At 39.0% G+C, this 16,740-nt stretch carries 18 protein-coding genes; 13 read left to right on the top strand and 5 right to left on the bottom strand.

Annotated elements, in window-relative coordinates:
• Nucleotides 1–17: 17 nt before the first annotated feature.
• Nucleotides 18–953: a zinc dependent phospholipase C family protein gene (locus tag RCC89_17960; GenBank protein WMJ75033.1), complete on the bottom strand. Its 936-nt coding sequence runs from the start codon at nt 951–953 to the stop codon at nt 18–20.
• A gap of 148 nt (nt 954–1,101) precedes the next feature.
• Between RCC89_17960 and rpsT the strand changes: the two genes are divergently transcribed.
• The 8 genes from rpsT (at nt 1,102) to RCC89_17920 (ending at nt 8,555) form a co-directional block, all read left to right on the top strand.
• On the top strand, nt 1,102–1,353 hold the full coding sequence (gene rpsT, locus RCC89_17955) for a 30S ribosomal protein S20 (GenBank protein WMJ75032.1): 252 nt from the start codon (nt 1,102–1,104) through the stop codon (nt 1,351–1,353).
• A gap of 127 nt (nt 1,354–1,480) precedes the next feature.
• Entirely contained in the window at nt 1,481–2,185 is a 705-nt protein-coding gene (radC, locus tag RCC89_17950) for a DNA repair protein RadC (GenBank protein ID WMJ75031.1), read from the top strand.
• Nucleotides 2,169–2,816, top strand: coding sequence for a DUF1684 domain-containing protein (locus tag RCC89_17945; GenBank protein ID WMJ75030.1), 648 nt, complete (start codon nt 2,169–2,171; stop codon nt 2,814–2,816). Before radC ends, RCC89_17945 begins: the two co-directional genes overlap by 17 nt.
• A gap of 48 nt (nt 2,817–2,864) precedes the next feature.
• Nucleotides 2,865–5,279 carry a phenylalanine--tRNA ligase subunit beta gene (pheT, locus tag RCC89_17940; GenBank protein WMJ75029.1) on the top strand — a complete coding sequence of 805 codons (2,415 nt, stop codon included), beginning with the start codon at nt 2,865–2,867 and terminating at the stop codon, nt 5,277–5,279.
• Between the two features lie 2 nt (nt 5,280–5,281).
• Nucleotides 5,282–5,578 carry a hypothetical protein gene (locus RCC89_17935; protein ID WMJ75028.1) on the top strand — a complete coding sequence of 99 codons (297 nt, stop codon included), beginning with the start codon at nt 5,282–5,284 and terminating at the stop codon, nt 5,576–5,578.
• Between the two features lie 16 nt (nt 5,579–5,594).
• Nucleotides 5,595–5,888 (top strand): cell division protein ZapA, encoded by a 294-nt coding sequence (locus RCC89_17930; protein WMJ75027.1) that lies wholly within the window; start codon nt 5,595–5,597, stop codon nt 5,886–5,888.
• Between the two features lie 87 nt (nt 5,889–5,975).
• On the top strand, nt 5,976–7,541 hold the full coding sequence (rny, locus tag RCC89_17925) for a ribonuclease Y (GenBank protein WMJ75669.1): 1,566 nt from the start codon (nt 5,976–5,978) through the stop codon (nt 7,539–7,541).
• Between the two features lie 417 nt (nt 7,542–7,958).
• Nucleotides 7,959–8,555 (top strand): hypothetical protein, encoded by a 597-nt coding sequence (locus tag RCC89_17920; GenBank protein ID WMJ75026.1) that lies wholly within the window; start codon nt 7,959–7,961, stop codon nt 8,553–8,555.
• A 99-nt stretch (nt 8,556–8,654) separates the two neighbouring features.
• On the opposite strand, the gene sucD is transcribed toward RCC89_17920, so the two are convergent.
• On the bottom strand, nt 8,655–9,542 hold the full coding sequence (gene sucD, locus RCC89_17915; GenBank protein WMJ75025.1) for a succinate--CoA ligase subunit alpha: 888 nt from the start codon (nt 9,540–9,542) through the stop codon (nt 8,655–8,657).
• A 311-nt stretch (nt 9,543–9,853) separates the two neighbouring features.
• On the bottom strand, nt 9,854–10,345 hold the full coding sequence (locus RCC89_17910) for a ferritin-like domain-containing protein (GenBank protein WMJ75024.1): 492 nt from the start codon (nt 10,343–10,345) through the stop codon (nt 9,854–9,856).
• A 144-nt stretch (nt 10,346–10,489) separates the two neighbouring features.
• Here RCC89_17910 and RCC89_17905 point away from each other — a divergent pair, with 144 nt between their 5' ends.
• Nucleotides 10,490–11,875, top strand: a complete 1,386-nt coding sequence (locus tag RCC89_17905; GenBank protein ID WMJ75023.1) for an ATP-binding protein — start codon at nt 10,490–10,492, stop codon at nt 11,873–11,875.
• Nucleotides 11,876–11,907: 32 nt separating this feature from the next.
• Here RCC89_17905 and ettA read toward each other — a convergent pair whose 3' ends face one another.
• Complete coding sequence (gene ettA / locus RCC89_17900) at nt 11,908–13,581, bottom strand: energy-dependent translational throttle protein EttA (protein WMJ75022.1); 1,674 nt, start codon at nt 13,579–13,581, stop codon at nt 11,908–11,910.
• A 194-nt stretch (nt 13,582–13,775) separates the two neighbouring features.
• Between ettA and RCC89_17895 the strand changes: the two genes are divergently transcribed.
• Nucleotides 13,776–13,997, top strand: a complete 222-nt coding sequence (locus tag RCC89_17895; protein ID WMJ75021.1) for a DUF2795 domain-containing protein — start codon at nt 13,776–13,778, stop codon at nt 13,995–13,997.
• Between the two features lie 13 nt (nt 13,998–14,010).
• On the top strand, nt 14,011–14,730 hold the full coding sequence (locus RCC89_17890) for an ABC transporter ATP-binding protein (GenBank protein WMJ75020.1): 720 nt from the start codon (nt 14,011–14,013) through the stop codon (nt 14,728–14,730).
• 19 nt (nt 14,731–14,749) lie between these two features.
• On the opposite strand, the gene RCC89_17885 is transcribed toward RCC89_17890, so the two are convergent.
• The gene (locus tag RCC89_17885) at nt 14,750–15,169 is read right to left on the bottom strand and encodes a transcriptional repressor (protein ID WMJ75019.1); all 420 of its coding nucleotides are present in this window, start codon (nt 15,167–15,169) and stop codon (nt 14,750–14,752) included.
• Between the two features lie 109 nt (nt 15,170–15,278).
• Between RCC89_17885 and RCC89_17880 the strand changes: the two genes are divergently transcribed.
• Both RCC89_17880 and menB read left to right on the top strand, forming a co-directional pair.
• Entirely contained in the window at nt 15,279–15,842 is a 564-nt protein-coding gene (locus RCC89_17880) for a VTT domain-containing protein (GenBank protein WMJ75018.1), read from the top strand.
• A 42-nt stretch (nt 15,843–15,884) separates the two neighbouring features.
• Complete coding sequence (gene menB / locus RCC89_17875; protein WMJ75017.1) at nt 15,885–16,709, top strand: 1,4-dihydroxy-2-naphthoyl-CoA synthase; 825 nt, start codon at nt 15,885–15,887, stop codon at nt 16,707–16,709.
• The last annotated feature ends 31 nt before the right edge of the window (nt 16,710–16,740 follow it).

The following is a 16,740-nucleotide window of genomic DNA, read 5'->3' as shown; positions in this document are numbered from 1 at the left end:
GTGTTAGTTAAACTGGTTTAGTGGGTACATTGCGTGTGAGGTTGAAATGTGGTGTCTGAAGGTGCTTCTAAGTTCGGGATCTTAGTATTTCCAAGGTCTGGCTGCCCTGCATCAACCCAGCAAGTGTACCAAAAGCTTGCGACCAATTTTATAGATGCCCTCAGGCGTTTTTCTACCATATTGTTGAGCATGCGGCGGTATTCTGTGGCATATTCCTGGGAATATACTTTTATAGTTGAGTTCCCCCTTTCTTCAAAGCTATATTTCTTGTCCGAAGGGAAACGGTCGTTGAGCATTTTTTCAAGTGTTAAAACAGAGTCTACGGCTGCATGTGATGTATACACGGCTTCCCAAGCAGCTTTTTGCGTGTTTTCTATATATGTTGCTTTTCCTAAAAATAGGTCATACTCATCAAAAAATAGCTCTGGAAGCCTGGATTCCCAAAAGCCATGTATGCCCACCTGATTTGTCAGTTGACCATTGTAGTTTTTCGTGGTATGTAAAGGGACATGCGCGTCAGCAATGTAATGACCTATTTCTGCGGAATACCGGATGATTTTTTCGTGATCTTTATTTTTAAAAGCATTTGTTAGCCTGTGTTTCATGGTTTGGATATGCCAAGGTACTATGCCATGAGCAAGTAGCGTGTCCTCAGAAAATTTCTCTACAGCACTTTCCCAGTCTTGAGGCAAACCTGTGGCAAAATCATCGTACTCATCAAGGTCGATATAGTGTCTTGGGGCTTCTTCTTTTACAGCATACCTTCTTTTGTCAGGGATTACCGCTGCTTCTTCTAAATAAGTAATGTGGCTTTTGTATAAGCCCACCATTTCATAGGGGAGTAGGTAAACCGCATATCGGTTGATTTTTTTGTGTGCAAAAAATCCCCACCCCAAACAGTGGTGTCCAGAGGCAAACAATAACAGAATAGCTAAAAATCTTGTAATAAACATCTTAAAAAAATAACTTTGGTATAAAGTTAAGAAGGAGGGTAATGGTTTGTCAAATCTCAGTGAAAAAAGTGAGGCGTTTTTTGTTTTTGTAAATATTTGAATTACCTTTGCATTCCTTTTGGATAGATAAAAGTTTATTTAAGATATTATGGCCAATCATAAGTCAGCATTAAAAAGAATCAGGTCTACAAAGAGTAAGACATTAAGAAACAAGTATCAGGCGAAGACCACGCGTACTTTTATTAAGAAGCTTCAGAATACTACTGATAAAGCGGAAGCTCAGGAGTTATTCAAGAAAGTTACTGGAATGATTGATAAACTTGCAAAGAATAGGGTTATTCATAAGAATAATGCTTCTAATAAGAAGTCTAAGCTTGCCAAGCATATAGCAGGTTTATAATATAAAAAAAATATATTGTGTCTAGCCTTATATCTTTGTTGATATAAGGCTTTTCGTGTTGTTGGGCAATTAGGTATTCTGGTTTTTTCTGAGTTGTTGATTTTTTAAAATTAATTTTTTTACAATAATGACCAGTTCTTATACGACCACCTCTTTAAAGATTCCAAGTTGGGCAGAGGAGGATCGCCCTAGGGAAAAACTTTTGTTGAAAGGCAGAAACGCACTTTCCGACGCAGAACTTATTGCTATTCTTATTGGCTCTGGTACAGTTTCAATGAGTGCTGTAGATGTTTCTAAGCTTATATTGAAGGAAGCCGGAAATGACCTAAATGAGTTGGCAAAGTATTCTGTAAAAGACCTTCAAAAATTTAAAGGGATAGGAGAGGCCAAAGCTATTGCCATTGTGAGTGCGCTTGAATTAGGCAGAAGAAGAAAAGAGCAGGTTTCTATGCAAAAGTCCGTGATCACTTGTTCTAAGGACGTTTATAATGTTATGAAACCTCATATGCTTGATTTGCCTCATGAAGAATTCTGGATTGTGTTGCTCAATCGGGCAAACCATGTGATGAAGAAAGTGCCTATTAGCAGTGGCGGCATAACAGGCACCGTGGCCGATCCTAAAATTATTTTTAAAGCAGCCCTTGAAAATCTGGCATGTTCTGTGATATTAGTACATAATCATCCATCAGGAAACCTCAAGCCTAGCGATGCAGATTTGAGACTTACTACAAAATTGAAGCAAGCCGGAGCTTTTCTTGAAATTCCTGTGTTGGATCATATTATATTTACAGATCATTCTTATTACAGTTTTGCAGATGAAGGCACCCTTTAATATTAATTCTAAATCCATTCTTACTGGTCTGATTGGCCTCGTTGTCATCATGATCTTTGTGTCTCTTTTTTCCACTGAGCAAACAGAAGATCCTGAGGCTTATATAGAATCAGTACAGGCTTTTAGGAAGGAAAAGGATAAATACTTTGGCAGAGATAAAGACTCCCCAATTGAGAATCAAGCTGAGTTTGAAGGTTTAAACTACTATGATCCAGACCCTTCTTATAAAACTACAGCTTCTTTAGAGCTTCTGACCGGGGATGAACAGGTAATTTCTATTAAAAGAAGTGATGGCAAAAAAGAAGATTTTATTAAATATGCCTATGCCTCTTTTGAGTTGAATGAGCAACCTGCTCGTGTCCTGCTTTTGAAAAGGACAGGCAATGAAGTGGACACGACCATGCTTTTTTTGCCTTTTACAGATAAGACCAGTGGGGAAGATACTTATGGTGGGGGCAGGTATCTGGATCTAAAATATGATAATGAGGAAGAAATTGAGATAGATTTTAACCTTGCTTACAATCCTTATTGTGTTTATAACATCAGATATAGTTGTCCATTGCCTCCAGAAGGTAATTTTATTGACCAAGAAATACGTGCAGGAGAAAAAAATTACAAGGCTTATGAATAAAGAACGGGATTTCAGTATTTTTGCAGCTTGAATTAATACTGCGGTAATATGAAAATCTCGTTTAACTGGTTAAAAGAATTTATAGATATACAAGAATCTCCTGAAACTGTAGCAGAATTACTTACTCATTCAGGTCTGGAAGTTGAAAAGATAGAAAAGTTTGAGTCCCTGAAAGGGGGGCTTGAAGGGGTGGTTATTGGAGAGGTGCTTACGTGTGAACAGCACCCTAATGCAGACCGCTTGAAGAAAACTACGGTAGATGTTGGTTTGGATGCGCCTATCAATGTTGTTTGTGGGGCACCCAACGTGGCTGCAGGACAAAAAGTGGCTGTGGCGACTATAGGGGCTACATTATATACAGCAGAAGGGGAGGCTTTCCCTATTAAGAAGTCAAAAATAAGGGGAGAAGTGTCAGAAGGTATGATATGCGCAGAAGATGAATTGGGTTTGGGGCAGTCACATGACGGTATCATGGTGTTGAAGACTGATTTAAAACCAGGCACTCCGGCAGCAGATTATTTTGATGTTTATAAGGATGTGATTTTTGAAATTGGCCTTACTCCCAACAGGGCTGATGCAGCCTCTCACTTTGGCGTTTCCCGCGATTTAAAAGCATTGCTAAAAAGGTCGCTTAAAAAAGCCCACGAAGAAATTACCTTGCCTGAAAAGAAATCAGATCAGGGGCAGACGCATATTGCTATTGAAGAACAATCTGGTTGCGTCCGTTATGCTGGTATTTCTATTACAGGAATTACTGTCAAAGACTCTCCAGAATGGCTAAAGAATAAGCTCAGAGCCATTGGGCTTGCACCTATCAACAATGTGGTAGATGTTACAAATTACATCCTCCATGGACTGGGGCAGCCTTTGCATGCATTTGACTTGGAGGAAGTTAAAGGCAAAAAGGTACTTATTAAAACTGTTGCAGAAGGCACTCCTTTTGTCACTTTAGATGGCGTTGAAAGAAAGCTAAAGGCGACAGACCTTATGATCTGCAATGAAGAAGCGCCTATGTGCATTGCCGGTGTATTTGGTGGTGCTGATTCTGGAGTGACTTCGGAGACTACATCGGTATTTATTGAAAGTGCTTGCTTCTCTCCTGATTATGTCCGTAAAACCAGTATGGTGCACGGGCTGAAGACAGATGCTTCTTTCCGGTTTGAGCGTGGTACAGATCCTCGTATGGTAGTCGACGCTTTGAAAAAAGCGGCTTCTTTAATACTGGAGGTTGCCGGTGGGCAGATCGCTTCTGATCTGACAGACTTGTATCCAAGCCCGGTGGCTGATGCTGATGTAAAAACTAGCTATAGCAGAATATGTGACCTGATTGGGGTGGATATCCCTGCCAGTGAAATCAAAGAGATACTGGCTAATCTTGATATAGACATTCAAAAGGAAGAAGACGGTAAGCTATCCTTAAAAGTACCCCCTTATAGGGTAGATGTAAAACGTGAAGCTGATATTATAGAAGAGGTTATCCGTATATATGGATTTGATAAAGTTGAGGCTGTAGACAGGCTTAGCGCAGCTTATATTGCAGATTTTCCAGAAAAAGATAAAGAAAAGCTTTATGCTGGGCTTTCTACGATTTTGACAGGAAATGGCTTTAATGAGATAGTTACAAACTCTCTTACCAAACCAGCTTATGCCGAATGGTTAAAAGAGGCAGAGACTTCTGTGAGTATTTTGAATAAATTGAGCGAAGACCTTGGAGTGATGAGACAGCGTTTGCTGTTTTCCGGTCTTGAAGTTATTGCTTGGAACATTAACCGTAGACAAAAAGACCTTAAATTATTTGAACTGGGTAAAATATACCAGAAAGACGGAGAAAGTTATAAGGAACATAACCGACTGGCCCTATTTTTAACAGGTAATAAAACCCATGAAAGTTGGACTGCCCCAAAAGGTTCTATTGATTATTATGGCTTAAAGCAAATTGTCGATATGTTACTTTCTAAAGCAGGCTTGGAAAATCTTTCTTCGGGAACGCCCCAACAAGGAATCTTCAGTGAAGGAGTTTCGTTTTATTTGAAAGATAAGGAAGTGGTAAGCTTAGGCAAAGTGAGCAATGATCTGCTTAAAAAAATGGACATAAGTCAGCCTGTTTATTATGCAGACATTGATTTTGATGGGCTTTTAAATTATTCAGGAAAAGATTTGGTATATCAGGAGATAAGCAGGTTTCCTGAAGTGCGTAGAGATTTATCGTTGGTGCTTGATACAACGGTTACTTTTGAGCAAATTGAAACATTGGCAAAAAAAATAGAGCGAAAACTATTGACTAATGTGAATGTTTTTGACGTTTATGAAGGTGAAAACTTGGGAGAGGGCAAAAAGTCTTATTCTGTAAGTTTCATTCTTCAAGACCTTGAGAAAACGTTAACCGATAAAGTAATTGACAAAACTATGAACCGCCTAATGACAGCTTTTGAGAAAGAACTGGGAGCGGTGATTCGGAAATAAAAATGGACAAAAAAGCCACCATAGAAAGGTTAAACCAGTTGGAGCAGAAAGTAAGGATTCTTTTAAGGGATTATAACAACCTTAAAGGAGCGCTGAAATCTGCTGTGGAAGAAAATAAACTGTTAAAAAATGAGGTGGAAAGTCTGAATGAACAGGTAAGAAATTTTAATAATCAAGATAAAATTAGTAAAATTGTGTCATCTGTAAAGGATGACCCTCAGAAAACAACTGAGTTAAAAAATACATTGAATGAGTATATCAAAGAGATTGATAAATGTATAGCTCATTTAAGTGAATAAGTACAAGTAGTCCCCTATGGAGGAACTATCTATAAAGATAAAGATCGGAGACAGAGAATACCCTATGAGGGTAGCTCCAGCTGAAGAAGAAAGAATCAGGCTGGCAGGGAAGGTAATAAATGAAAATTTGAAAAAATATAAAGACCAATTTGGCATAAATGATAAGCAAGATCTTTTAGCCATGGTTGCATTTCAGTTTTTAGTGGAGAAAATGAAAAAAGAAGCTGAAGAAACTGGAACAACTGGTTTTATTTTCTCTAAAATTGACCAACTCGACAAGCTGATATCTGACAATCTCGGCTCCGATTAATTTTTTGGCACCTTATTCATTTTTTTGTCTGTACATTCGTTAGTCTACTAGATTAATGTTGTAAACTTTTAATTTTAACGTAGTAGAATTGTGGATATAATTTATTTAATCGTTGCGGCGATTATTGGACTGGCTATAGGTGTGGTAATCGGACGCATGTTACTGGCCAAAGTTTTTTCAAAACAGGAAGAGGATGCGAGGGAAAAAGCGAAAATGATCGTGAGAGAGGCAGAACTGCAGGCGGAAAGCGTCAAGAAAGACAAAATTCTGGAGGCTAAAGAGAAGTATTTGCGGCTAAAATCTGATTTTGAAGAAGAGGTTAACAAGAAAAAGAACATTATCATCCAAAATGAGCAGAAGCTTAAGCAAAAGGATGCTAACCTTTCCAGGGCTGCCGAACAGAACCAACGTAAAGAAGCTGAGCTGGACAGCATGAAGGAAAACCTGAATGCTCAAATGGAGATTGTTAACAAAAGAAAAGATGAGCTGGAAAAGTTAAGGTTACAGGCTGTTGCTAAGCTGGAGAAGTTGGCAAACCTCACTGCCGATGAAGCCAAAGAGCAATTGGTAGAAGCTTTGAAAGATGAAGCTAAAACTAAGGCCTCGTCTTATGTCAAAGATATAGTGGACGAAGCGAAGTTGACAGCGACAAAAGAAGCTAAGAAGGTGGTAATAGAAACCATTCAGCGTACCGCTACAGAACATGCCGTAGAGAATTGTGTTTCCGTCTTTAATATTGAAAGTGACGATATCAAAGGTAAGATAATAGGCCGGGAGGGAAGGAACATTAGGGCGCTTGAAGCAGCTACTGGTGTCGAAATTATTGTAGATGATACGCCAGAAGCAATTATCATTTCAGGGTTTGACCCGGTAAGGCGTGAAGTGGCAAAGTTGGCCTTGCACCGTTTGGTAATGGATGGAAGAATCCACCCTGCAAGAATTGAAGAGGTAGTTGCTAAAACTTTTAAAAACGTAGAAGAGGAAATCATTGAAATAGGGGAGAGAACAGTCATTGACCTTGGTATTCATGGATTACACCCTGAACTGATCAAGTATGTTGGTAGAATGCGTTTTAGGTCTTCTTACGGTCAAAACCTGCTTCAGCACTCTAGGGAAGTTGCTAAAATGTGTGCCACTATGGCCTCTGAACTTGGGCTTAATGCCAAGCTTGCTAAACGTGCTGGCCTTTTACATGATATTGGTAAGGTTTCTGTTGATGAGCCTGAATTGCCGCACGCCATCATTGGTATGGAACTCGCCAAAAAATATAAAGAATCTCCGCAGGTTTGTAATGCCATTGGTGCCCACCATGATGAAATAGAGATGACAACCCTGATATCTCCTCTCGTTCAGGTGTGTGACGCTATTTCTGGTTCCAGACCTGGCGCACGACGTGAGGTAATGGAGTCTTATATTAAACGTCTTAAAGAGCTAGAAGAGCTGGCCATGTCTTTTGAAGGGGTAACAAAGTGTTATGCCATACAAGCTGGCCGTGAGTTGAGGGTAATGGTAGATGCTGAAAATGTATCTGATGATAGGGCTGGCATTCTTTCTTTTGAAATAAGTCGGAAAATTGAAAACGATATGCAATACCCTGGTCAAATAAAAGTGACAGTAATCCGAGAAATGCGTTCGGTGAATTTTGCAAAATAATTTTAAATATTACGATCTCTTAGGGCAGGCTTTCCGTATACTATGGAAAGCCTGTTTTTGTTTTGGGCATTCGTGCAACCTGGACTATGCATTAGATTTCGTTATGAGGGGCAAAAGAGCAAAAAATCAGCGTATTTGGTTTGCAAAGCATAGTTGGTTCTATGGTTAAAAACCAAATGCGAGCGAAGCGTCTGATTTGAAGTTATTTTGCCACGCAATAGAAAGTTCTAATGCATATTTCAGGTTCAACTAAACCCGGAGTATGCAATAAACTTCTTTTAGTGGTATGAAGTTATTTTGATCAGCTAAGGAGTCGAAGACAAAGTGCTTCAAGTTAAGTGTCTAGCTCGTATTTGTTTTCTTCTGCCACTCAAATGAACCTTTGTTCGTGAACCGGGCTAAATAAGGAGGTTCTGTATGAAATCAAGTTTTGTATGTAAAGGTTTGGTGCTGATCTTTATTTTTGCATGTCAAAGGGAAGATGTTGATATAGATAAAGTTCAAGAGGATCATAATCATGAGGAGCGAAGTAGTAAGTCTAGCCCAACTGCCCACCTAGCCTCCGATGATGACATAGATAGCCCACTCTACCTCGTTAAAGAAGACTTTGTTTCCAAGCCATTTGGTTTTAGCCCCATTCTCAAGAATTTTTCCCAGCACCTGTCTCATCAAAGTTTTGTTATAGATACCCTTTTCGAAAATCTTTTTAACGATACCATAGTCTATTATAAGATCGAAGTTAATGATACCGAACTTTTTTTTGTTGATGGTTATTTAAACGAGTCTCCCGCTATATTTCTTTCTGCAGCTGTTATAAAAGATAAAGAAATTGAGCTTTTGGGAGGTATTCGTGTGGGTATGACCAAAGAAGAGTTTGCCCGAATCATTGATGATGATAGGGTACTGGAAGAGGAGGTGGTGGAAATAGGTGATTTGGAATATAATGCAGTCTACAAGTTTTTGTTTTCGGAAAACCGCTTGGTAGAGATCAGCTATTTAGGTTATACCGGGTAAAGTAGCTTTTACCTGAATTGCTTTGAGTGAATGATTGTGTATAAAAAAAAGCTGCTTCTATATTAAAAAGCAGCTTTTTTTACTTGAGATTATGTTTTGTTAAGCTAATTCTTTTTGCTTTAACGCCTTTACCATAACATCTCCAATTTCGGCAGGAGACTCTGCTACTGAAAGGCCACATTCGCGCATGATCTTCATTTTAGCAGCGGCGGTATCGTCAGCTCCACCAACAATAGCACCGGCATGCCCCATTCTTCTACCAGCAGGCGCGGTCTGCCCTGCAATAAAGCCTACTACTGGCTTTTTGTTGCCGTTTTCTTGGATCCATTTAGCAGCTTCTGCTTCATAGCTACCGCCAATTTCTCCAATCATAACAATAGCATCAGTTTCATCATCTTCCATTAGAAGCTTAACGGCTTCTTTTGTAGACGTACCAATGATAGGGTCTCCTCCTATACCTATGGCTGTAGAGATTCCAAGACCTGCTTTTACAATCTGGTCAGCAGCTTCGTAAGTTAACGTACCAGACTTAGATACAATTCCTATTCTGCCTTTTTTGAATACAAAGCCTGGCATGATGCCAACTTTTGCCTCTTCTGGAGTGATAACACCAGGACAGTTAGGGCCAACAAGCGTTACACTTTTGTTCTTGATATATTCTTTAGCATATATCATATCTTTAACAGGAATTCCTTCGGTAATACAGATGATTACTTTAATTCCTGCATCAGCAGCTTCCATGATCGCATCAGCAGCAAATGCTGGTGGTACAAAAATTATAGAAACGTCAGCTCCGGTTGTTTTGACAGCATCTTCTACTGTATTGAAGACAGGCTTGTCAAGATGAGTAGTGCCCCCTTTGCCTGGAGTAACCCCACCTACTACATTGGTTCCGTATTCTATCATCTGGCTAGCATGAAAAGAGCCTTCAGAACCTGTAAATCCCTGAACTACGATCTTGGAATTCTTATTTACTAATACACTCATATCTTTTGATTAAAAATGGAAATGAATCGACTGTTGTACAAAAATATTAAAATTTAGTTTCTGTCAAAAAAAAGCCAGTTATTTTAAGACGGAATATCCATTTGGCACTTCTATATATTGGCTTGCATACACTTAAATGATGATATAAATCAGTTTTTATGAAACGATTAATTGGGCTTCTGGTGTGTGGTAAGCGAGTAAATAGCCACTTGTTCACAATTTTAATACATGATTAGGTAATTAAATATGGTATGTTAATAGTGTTAAAAAAAGCCCTGGCAAACAGGGCTTTTTTTAATATTCTTGTATTTTTATGCTGTTGCTTTTACATTGACAACTTTTTCGGCTATCTGTGTCAATTTCATGTCAGTTTCTTTTTCTTCTTCAAGCGTTTCGTTCAAAAGGTTTGCTACCTCATTTTCGCCCAAGATTTTTGCAAATGTTTTTGCAGTGCCATAGCTTGCTATCTCATAATGTTCTACTTTCTGTGCTGCTCCTATTAACCCAGCGTCCAGGGTGTCTGGATCTTTTATTTCTTCAAACATTTCTTCTGCTTCATGAACCAGCCCTTCCATGGCAGCACAACTTTTTCCTTTAGGAGAAATCCCCATTTTTTTTGCAATTGTTTCCAAGCGCTCTTTTTGTTGTTTCGTTTGGTCTAGGTGGTGTTTAAAGCTTTTTTTAAGCTCCTCGTTGTTTACTTTGTTAGCCATTTTGGGCAGGGCTTTTTCTAACTGAGTCTCTGCACTGTAAAGGTCTTTTACAAAATCTACTAACAGGTCATTAAGGTTTTTTACGTTCATGTTTTTTCTGTTTTGTTTTTTAGGAAAACAGGGGCTGGGCGTTAATGTTTTATTAGGAAATGTTTACTAAAGTAAAGAAGTTTTGAATTTATTAAACATAATATAAGTGTCGGTGTATTTAAGTAAAAGGTATACAAACACCCTATGAAACTTCTATCCAGGCATAAAATCGTTTTTACCTACGGGTTATCTATTGTTAATCTGGTGGTTATCGTTTTGTTTACCCTGCTCCTTACTAATCATAAGTACAACAAGCTGCATAATGAGGAGAATGTATTTAAATTAATACATGCGCTAGAGAACCTGGAATTAGCCCTGACACGCAGTGAAACAGATGTCAAAAACTATCTGCTTACTTCTGACAAAAGGTATATTGAAGAATATAATGGGTTGAAAAGTGAATTATATGATAAAATTGATTCATTAAATGGTTTGCTGGTCGTTGATGATAAAAAACACAGTTCCCGTTTTGATGATTTGAATGAGCTGATAGAAGCAAGGCTTTTTTTGCTTGATTATGCTATTGAAATACAAGATAAAGGTGGCGTTGAAGATGCCTCTTGGTTTTTAAAAACTTTTAATGACAAAGAGTATTCCGAGAAAATATCTGAAATAAAGAGTGAAATCATTAGCATGCAGAAGGATATGATCAGAGCGGAAAAGGCTGAAAAAGAGTTGAACCTTCAGGTGAGGGAATACATCATTGTATCTGCTAGTATGGCTTCGTTGTTTATATCTATCATAGCAGTAGGAACTATTGTTAGGGACTTAAATCACCGGATTCGCAATGAAAGGAAGCTTATGCGGTTGAATAAGGACAAAGACCGGTTTTTCTCAATCATCAGCCATGATCTCAGGGGGCCTGCTCACAACCTGATTGCTTTATGTGATATTATGCAAAATGATGATTTAAGTGATGGGGAACGGAAGCATTTGGTACAAATGATGCAGTCGTCGTCCAGGCAGAACTACAACTTGCTTATTAGTCTGTTGGATTGGGCAAAAATGCAGTTGGGTGACTTTAAAGCCAAGCCTGTTATGGCCGACTTGCATGATATAGCAGCTGAAAACCTGAATATTTATGCAGGAAATGCGCGGCAAAAGGGCATTAAAATGCTCAATAAGGTCCCTAGAGGGGCAATGGCATTTGTTGACCCCGATATGATGAAGACCATTTTAAGAAATACCATTACCAACGCCATAAAGTATACCAATTCTAGGGGTGAAGTTTCTATATCTGCCGAAACAACTAAAGACCATGTTACTTTAAAGGTAGTTGATACTGGTGTTGGAATGGATAGGAAAACAATGGACAAACTGTTTAAGCTTGGTTATCAAAGAAGCAAGAAAGGGACTGCCGGGGAAGAAGGGACTGGTTTAGGGCTGCTTTTATGTGAAGAATTTGTAAAGAAATGTGGAGGCAAGATCATGCTGGACAGCCAGAAGGGGAAAGGTACTACGGTTTCTATCTCCCTGCCTTTGACAGAAAAAGTTGGAAGTTATAAAAAAGGGTCCAGAATGTGGCTCTGAACCCTTTTGGTAATTAACTTTTTCAGCAGGCCCTATTTAACAAGTTTTTTGTACTTGAACTTCTGCGGCTCAGCATTGCCAAGTCGCTTTTTACGGTTTTCCTCGTAGTCAGAGAAGTTTCCTTCAAACCAATATACTTGGCTGTCACCTTCAAAGGCAAGGATATGTGTAGCAACCCTATCCAAGAACCACCTGTCGTGCGAAATAATGACAGCGCAACCACCAAAGTTTTCCAGCGCATCTTCCAGTGCCCTCAGAGTGTTTACGTCCAAGTCATTGGTAGGTTCATCCAGAAGGAGCAAGTTAGCGCCCATTTTTAATGTCATGGCCAAATGTACCCTATTTCTCTCTCCACCGGAAAGTACGCCTACTTTCTTTTCTTGGTCAGAACCTGCAAAATTAAATTTGCTGACATAAGCCCTAGCATTTACTTGACGACCACCTAGGTTTATGAGTTCATTGCCATCAGAGATCAATTCATAAACTGTTTTTTCTGGATCTAAGCTATGGTGTTCCTGGTCTAAATAACCGATTTCTACTGTTTCCCCAACTTCAAATTCGCCAGTGTCAGGTTTTTCTTGGCCAGTAATTAACCTAAAAAGAGTAGTTTTTCCTGCGCCGTTAGGGCCAATAATGCCGACAATACCACCTTGAGGGAGTGCAAAGTTAAGGTTTTCAAACAAGATCCTGTCTCCAAATGCCTTAGATACATCTCTTGCCTCTATTACTTTAGAACCTAGCCTGTTGCCCGGTGGGATAAATAATTCCAGCTTTTCTTCCTTTTGTTTAGCTTCTTCCCCTAATAGTTTTTCATAAGAGCTGATACGGGCTTTGGACTTGGCCTGTCTGGCTTTAGGGGACATCCTGATCCAGTCAAGCTCCCTTTCTAAGGTTTTTTGTCGTTTAGATTCTGTTTTTTCTTCCTGAGCTAGACGACTTTGTTTTTGCTCTAACCAAGAAGAGTAATTCCCTTTCCATGGGATACCCTCGCCTCTGTCTAGTTCTAGGATCCACCCGGCCACATTGTCTAGGAAGTAACGGTCGTGGGTAACAGCAATTACAGTTCCCTTATACTGCTGTAGATGTTGTTCCAGCCACAATACAGACTCTGCATCCAAGTGGTTGGTAGGTTCGTCCAATAGCAATACATCAGGTTCTTTAAGGAGGAGCCTGCACATTGCTACACGCCTTTTTTCTCCACCGGAAAGGTTTTTAATAACAGCGTCCTGCGGAGGGCACCTTAGCGCGTCCATGGCACGTTCCAGCTTGCTGTCAATGTCCCAAGCATTCAGGTGGTCGAGTTTTTCCTGTACAGTTCCTTGTCTCTCAATAAGCTTGTTCATCTCATCGTCAGACATAGGTTCTGCAAATTTCAGGTTGATTTCCTCAAACTCCTTTAGAAGGTCCATTACTTCTTGCACCCCTTCTTCAACGATTTCTTTAACTGTTTTCTCAGGGTCTAGCTGAGGTTCTTGTTCAAGAAGCCCAACTGTATAGCCGGAAGAGAAAGCGACTTCGCCTTGATAGTCTTTGTCTATACCTGCAATGATTTTTAATAAGGTAGACTTTCCAGAACCGTTTAGGCCAAGTACACCTATTTTTGCTCCATAAAAAAAGGAGAGGTAAATATTTTTTAAAACTTGCTTTTTAGGAGGGAATACTTTACTTACCCCCGCCATCGAAAAAATTATGGTTTCGTTGCTCATCAGGAAATTTGATTGGTTACAGGTACAAATATGGAAAAAATACAGGAGCTGAAAAATAAAAAGCGTTCTGATGATGCTTGGGAAACTTTTTTATATATAATTCGTTTTCTGGTAAAGTAAAATAGGTCAGGTACCTGTTTGAAAAGTCAATAAAAAGTTTATTTTTGCACGTCTTTAAAAAAACAGTAAATATTATGTACTGGACATTAGAATTGGCTTCATATCTTGAAGATGCTCCTTGGCCTGCCACAAAAGATGAATTGATAGATTTTTCAGTTCGTTCGGGGGCTCCTATGGAAGTAGTAGAAAACCTGCAGGAATTGGAGGATGATGGACAACCTTATGAATCTATAGAGGAAATTTGGCCTGATTATCCTACCAAGGACGATTTCTTTTTCAATGAGGATGAATATTAATTAAAACTAGCCCTTGGCAATACTTTCTGCAGAAAAGCTTAATACAGGTTATAATGGCAATGTATTGCTAAGGGACTTTGATCTTCGTATTGAAAAACCTTCTTTTGTAGTAATTGCAGGTCATAATGGGTGTGGTAAATCTACACTGTTAAAATCATTGGCTGGCAATCTTCCTTTTCAAGGAACTGTTACCCTATTGGGAAAAAACCTAAAAGACTATTCTGCCCGATCGCTCAGGAAGAGTATGGCATTTCTTTCTCAACAAAATGCGCTCAACTTTTCTATGCCTGTGGAAGAACTGGTCGTTATGGGGAGTTTTTGCCATAAAAGCTTTTTTCAAAATTATGACCAGCAGGACTATGCTCATGCTGAGCAGATACTTGCTTCTATAGGTATTGAACATTTGAAGAATAAAGACTTTAACGCCTTGTCTGGTGGTGAGCAGCAACTTGTGTGGATTGCGCAATTGTTGATGCAAAATACACCTGTTGTAATGTTAGATGAGCCCACTCAACATCTTGATGTTTATTATAGAAAAAGAATCCTCGATATTTTATATGCCGAAGTGAGGCAAAAAAGGAAGACGGTGCTTTTTTCCACACACGACCTTTTGTCTTTGCGCAACTATGATGGTATTCTCTTGAGCTTGAGCAATGGAAGGGGAGTGACTGAAGCCCTTTGTGAAGAAAAACTTAATGAAGTTGTCGCTGACTTAGAGCAGAGGCGCTTATAAACCTGCCTTTTCCAAGTAACTATTTATTGCATTTTTCACAAATTCCTTCTACTAAATAATTATATCTTGATATCTTAAAGTTCTCGTTGAGTTTAATTTCAGGGGCTTTGACTTGGTCTAAACACAAGGTAGTATTGCAGTTAGTGCATTTGAAGTGCACATGGTCGTCATTGTGGTGCTCGTGGTTGCAGTCGTGGTTGCAAAGTGCATAATTGACTTGTCCTGAGTGGTCTGGTATTTTATGGATAATCCCTCCTGATTCAAAAGTATTCAGTGTTCTGTACAAAGTGACCCTGTCAAAGTTTTCTGGAAGTTTGCCCGAAATTTCCTGTAGCGTTAGCACTTTTGATGCTTTCAAAAATTCATCGAGTACCATAACCCTGGTCGATGTAACTTTAATTTTATTATTCTTTAAAATTTTCTTGGCTGTAGAGGTCATAGTTTTAAGAAACTCGCAGTAAATTTGATAAGATTTTTAGTTTAACGCAATAAAACTGATTACTTATAGCAAATATGCTGATAAATGCCCTATAAGGGCTCATGTACTTATGTCAGATACGCAATTTAAAAAATTTTTATTAACAAATCTTGTCAAAGGGCTTTTAGGGTTTGCCTTAATAATTGCAGCGGTGATTTTTTTCAGGAAATACTCTCCCGAAGGGGTGGAAACCTATTTGGAACCGTTCACCTCAAGGCCTTTGCTGATGTTTTTAATTTTTTTTACCTCAGAGACTATTATTGGAATAATTCCGCCTGAGTTTTTTATTGTCTGGTCTCTGGATGATAACATCTTGAAGTTTATTTCTTATGTCTTACTTTTATCGGTGCTTTCATTTAGCGGAGCAGTTTTGAACTATGGTGCCGGAAGGGTCATTAACAAGAATCTATATTTTCAAAAGTTTGCCAGGGGTACTATGGAGAAATATGCACCTTATTATTATAAGTGGGGTGGTTGGGTGATTGTGATGGCATCTTTTACACCTATTCCATATGCGACTATAAGTTTGGTTTCTGGTGCACTGAATTACCCGGTGAAGTCATTTTTTATCTATGCTTTGTCTAGGTTTTTGAGGTTTGGTATTTATAGTTGGATTATATTTAACACATTATAAATTACTTTTAAATTATATTCTTGATTATTATTTAATTGAATTATGGAGAGTAAATATTCTTGGAAGGAAATTAAAAAATATGAGGAAATCATATTTTCTTTTTACGAGGGCATTGCTAAAATTAGCATAAATAGGCCTCAAGTTCATAATGCATTTACCCCTAAAACTGTACAGGAGATGATAGACGCCATGAATATAGTTCGGGACACTCCTGAGATTGGCGTTGTTATCCTGACAGGAGAAGGTGGAAAAGCTTTTTGTAGTGGTGGAGACCAAAGTGTACGTGGACATGGTGGGTATGTAGGACAAGATGAAGTGCCTAGGTTAAACGTGCTCGATTTACAGAAGCTGATCCGTTCGGTGCCTAAGCCTGTTATAGCCATGGTGGCTGGATGGGCTATTGGTGGTGGCCATGTATTACATGTTGTTTGCGACTTGACAATAGCGGCAGAAAACGCCCGTTTTGGTCAGACTGGCCCTAAGGTCGGCAGCTTCGACGGTGGTTTTGGTGCATCTTATTTGGCCCGGATAGTAGGACAGAAGAAAGCAAGGGAAATTTGGTTTCTATGTGACCAATATGACGCTCAAGATGCTTTGCAAATGGGACTCGTTAACAAAGTGGTGCCTTTGGATAAACTGGAAGAAACTACGATAGAGTGGTGTAATAAGATATTGGAGAAAAGTCCGCTTGCACTACGTATGCTCAAGTCTTCTTTCAATGCTGAACTTGATGGGCAGGCAGGTATTCAAGAGTTGGCAGGCAATTCCACTCTTTTGTACTATCTTTCTGAAGAAGCTAAAGAAGGGAAAAACGCCTTTTTGGAAAAAAGAAAACCAGACTTTTCCAAGTTCCCTAAATTCCCATAAGTATAAAGTTTTAGCGGGAAGTTTTATAAAG

This window comes from Cytophagaceae bacterium ABcell3, from assembly GCA_030913385.1.
Taxonomy (GTDB): Bacteria; Bacteroidota; Bacteroidia; order Cytophagales; family Cytophagaceae; genus ABcell3.
Note: the sequence above shows the minus strand (reverse complement) of the source record. Positions and strands in the feature narration are given on the sequence as shown.

Bases quoted from the DNA above. Each gene is read 5' to 3' on its own strand.
- RCC89_17905 (WMJ75023.1), top strand. From the start codon at position 10,490: ATGAAACTTCTATCCAGGCATAAAATCGTTTTTACCTACGGGTTATCT.
- RCC89_17895 (WMJ75021.1), top strand. From the start codon at position 13,776: ATGTACTGGACATTAGAATTGGCTTCATATCTTGAAGATGCTCCTTGG.
- pheT (WMJ75029.1), top strand. From the start codon at position 2,865: ATGAAAATCTCGTTTAACTGGTTAAAAGAATTTATAGATATACAAGAA.
- sucD (WMJ75025.1), bottom strand. From the start codon at position 9,542: ATGAGTGTATTAGTAAATAAGAATTCCAAGATCGTAGTTCAGGGATTT.
- RCC89_17930 (WMJ75027.1), top strand. From the start codon at position 5,595: ATGGAGGAACTATCTATAAAGATAAAGATCGGAGACAGAGAATACCCT.
- RCC89_17920 (WMJ75026.1), top strand. From the start codon at position 7,959: ATGAAATCAAGTTTTGTATGTAAAGGTTTGGTGCTGATCTTTATTTTT.
- RCC89_17945 (WMJ75030.1), top strand. From the start codon at position 2,169: ATGAAGGCACCCTTTAATATTAATTCTAAATCCATTCTTACTGGTCTG.
- RCC89_17910 (WMJ75024.1), bottom strand. From the start codon at position 10,345: ATGAACGTAAAAAACCTTAATGACCTGTTAGTAGATTTTGTAAAAGAC.
- ettA (WMJ75022.1), bottom strand. From the start codon at position 13,581: ATGAGCAACGAAACCATAATTTTTTCGATGGCGGGGGTAAGTAAAGTA.
- RCC89_17880 (WMJ75018.1), top strand. From the start codon at position 15,279: ATGTCAGATACGCAATTTAAAAAATTTTTATTAACAAATCTTGTCAAA.
- radC (WMJ75031.1), top strand. From the start codon at position 1,481: ATGACCAGTTCTTATACGACCACCTCTTTAAAGATTCCAAGTTGGGCA.
- RCC89_17885 (WMJ75019.1), bottom strand. From the start codon at position 15,169: ATGACCTCTACAGCCAAGAAAATTTTAAAGAATAATAAAATTAAAGTT.
- menB (WMJ75017.1), top strand. From the start codon at position 15,885: ATGGAGAGTAAATATTCTTGGAAGGAAATTAAAAAATATGAGGAAATC.
- rpsT (WMJ75032.1), top strand. From the start codon at position 1,102: ATGGCCAATCATAAGTCAGCATTAAAAAGAATCAGGTCTACAAAGAGT.
- RCC89_17960 (WMJ75033.1), bottom strand. From the start codon at position 953: ATGTTTATTACAAGATTTTTAGCTATTCTGTTATTGTTTGCCTCTGGA.
- RCC89_17935 (WMJ75028.1), top strand. From the start codon at position 5,282: ATGGACAAAAAAGCCACCATAGAAAGGTTAAACCAGTTGGAGCAGAAA.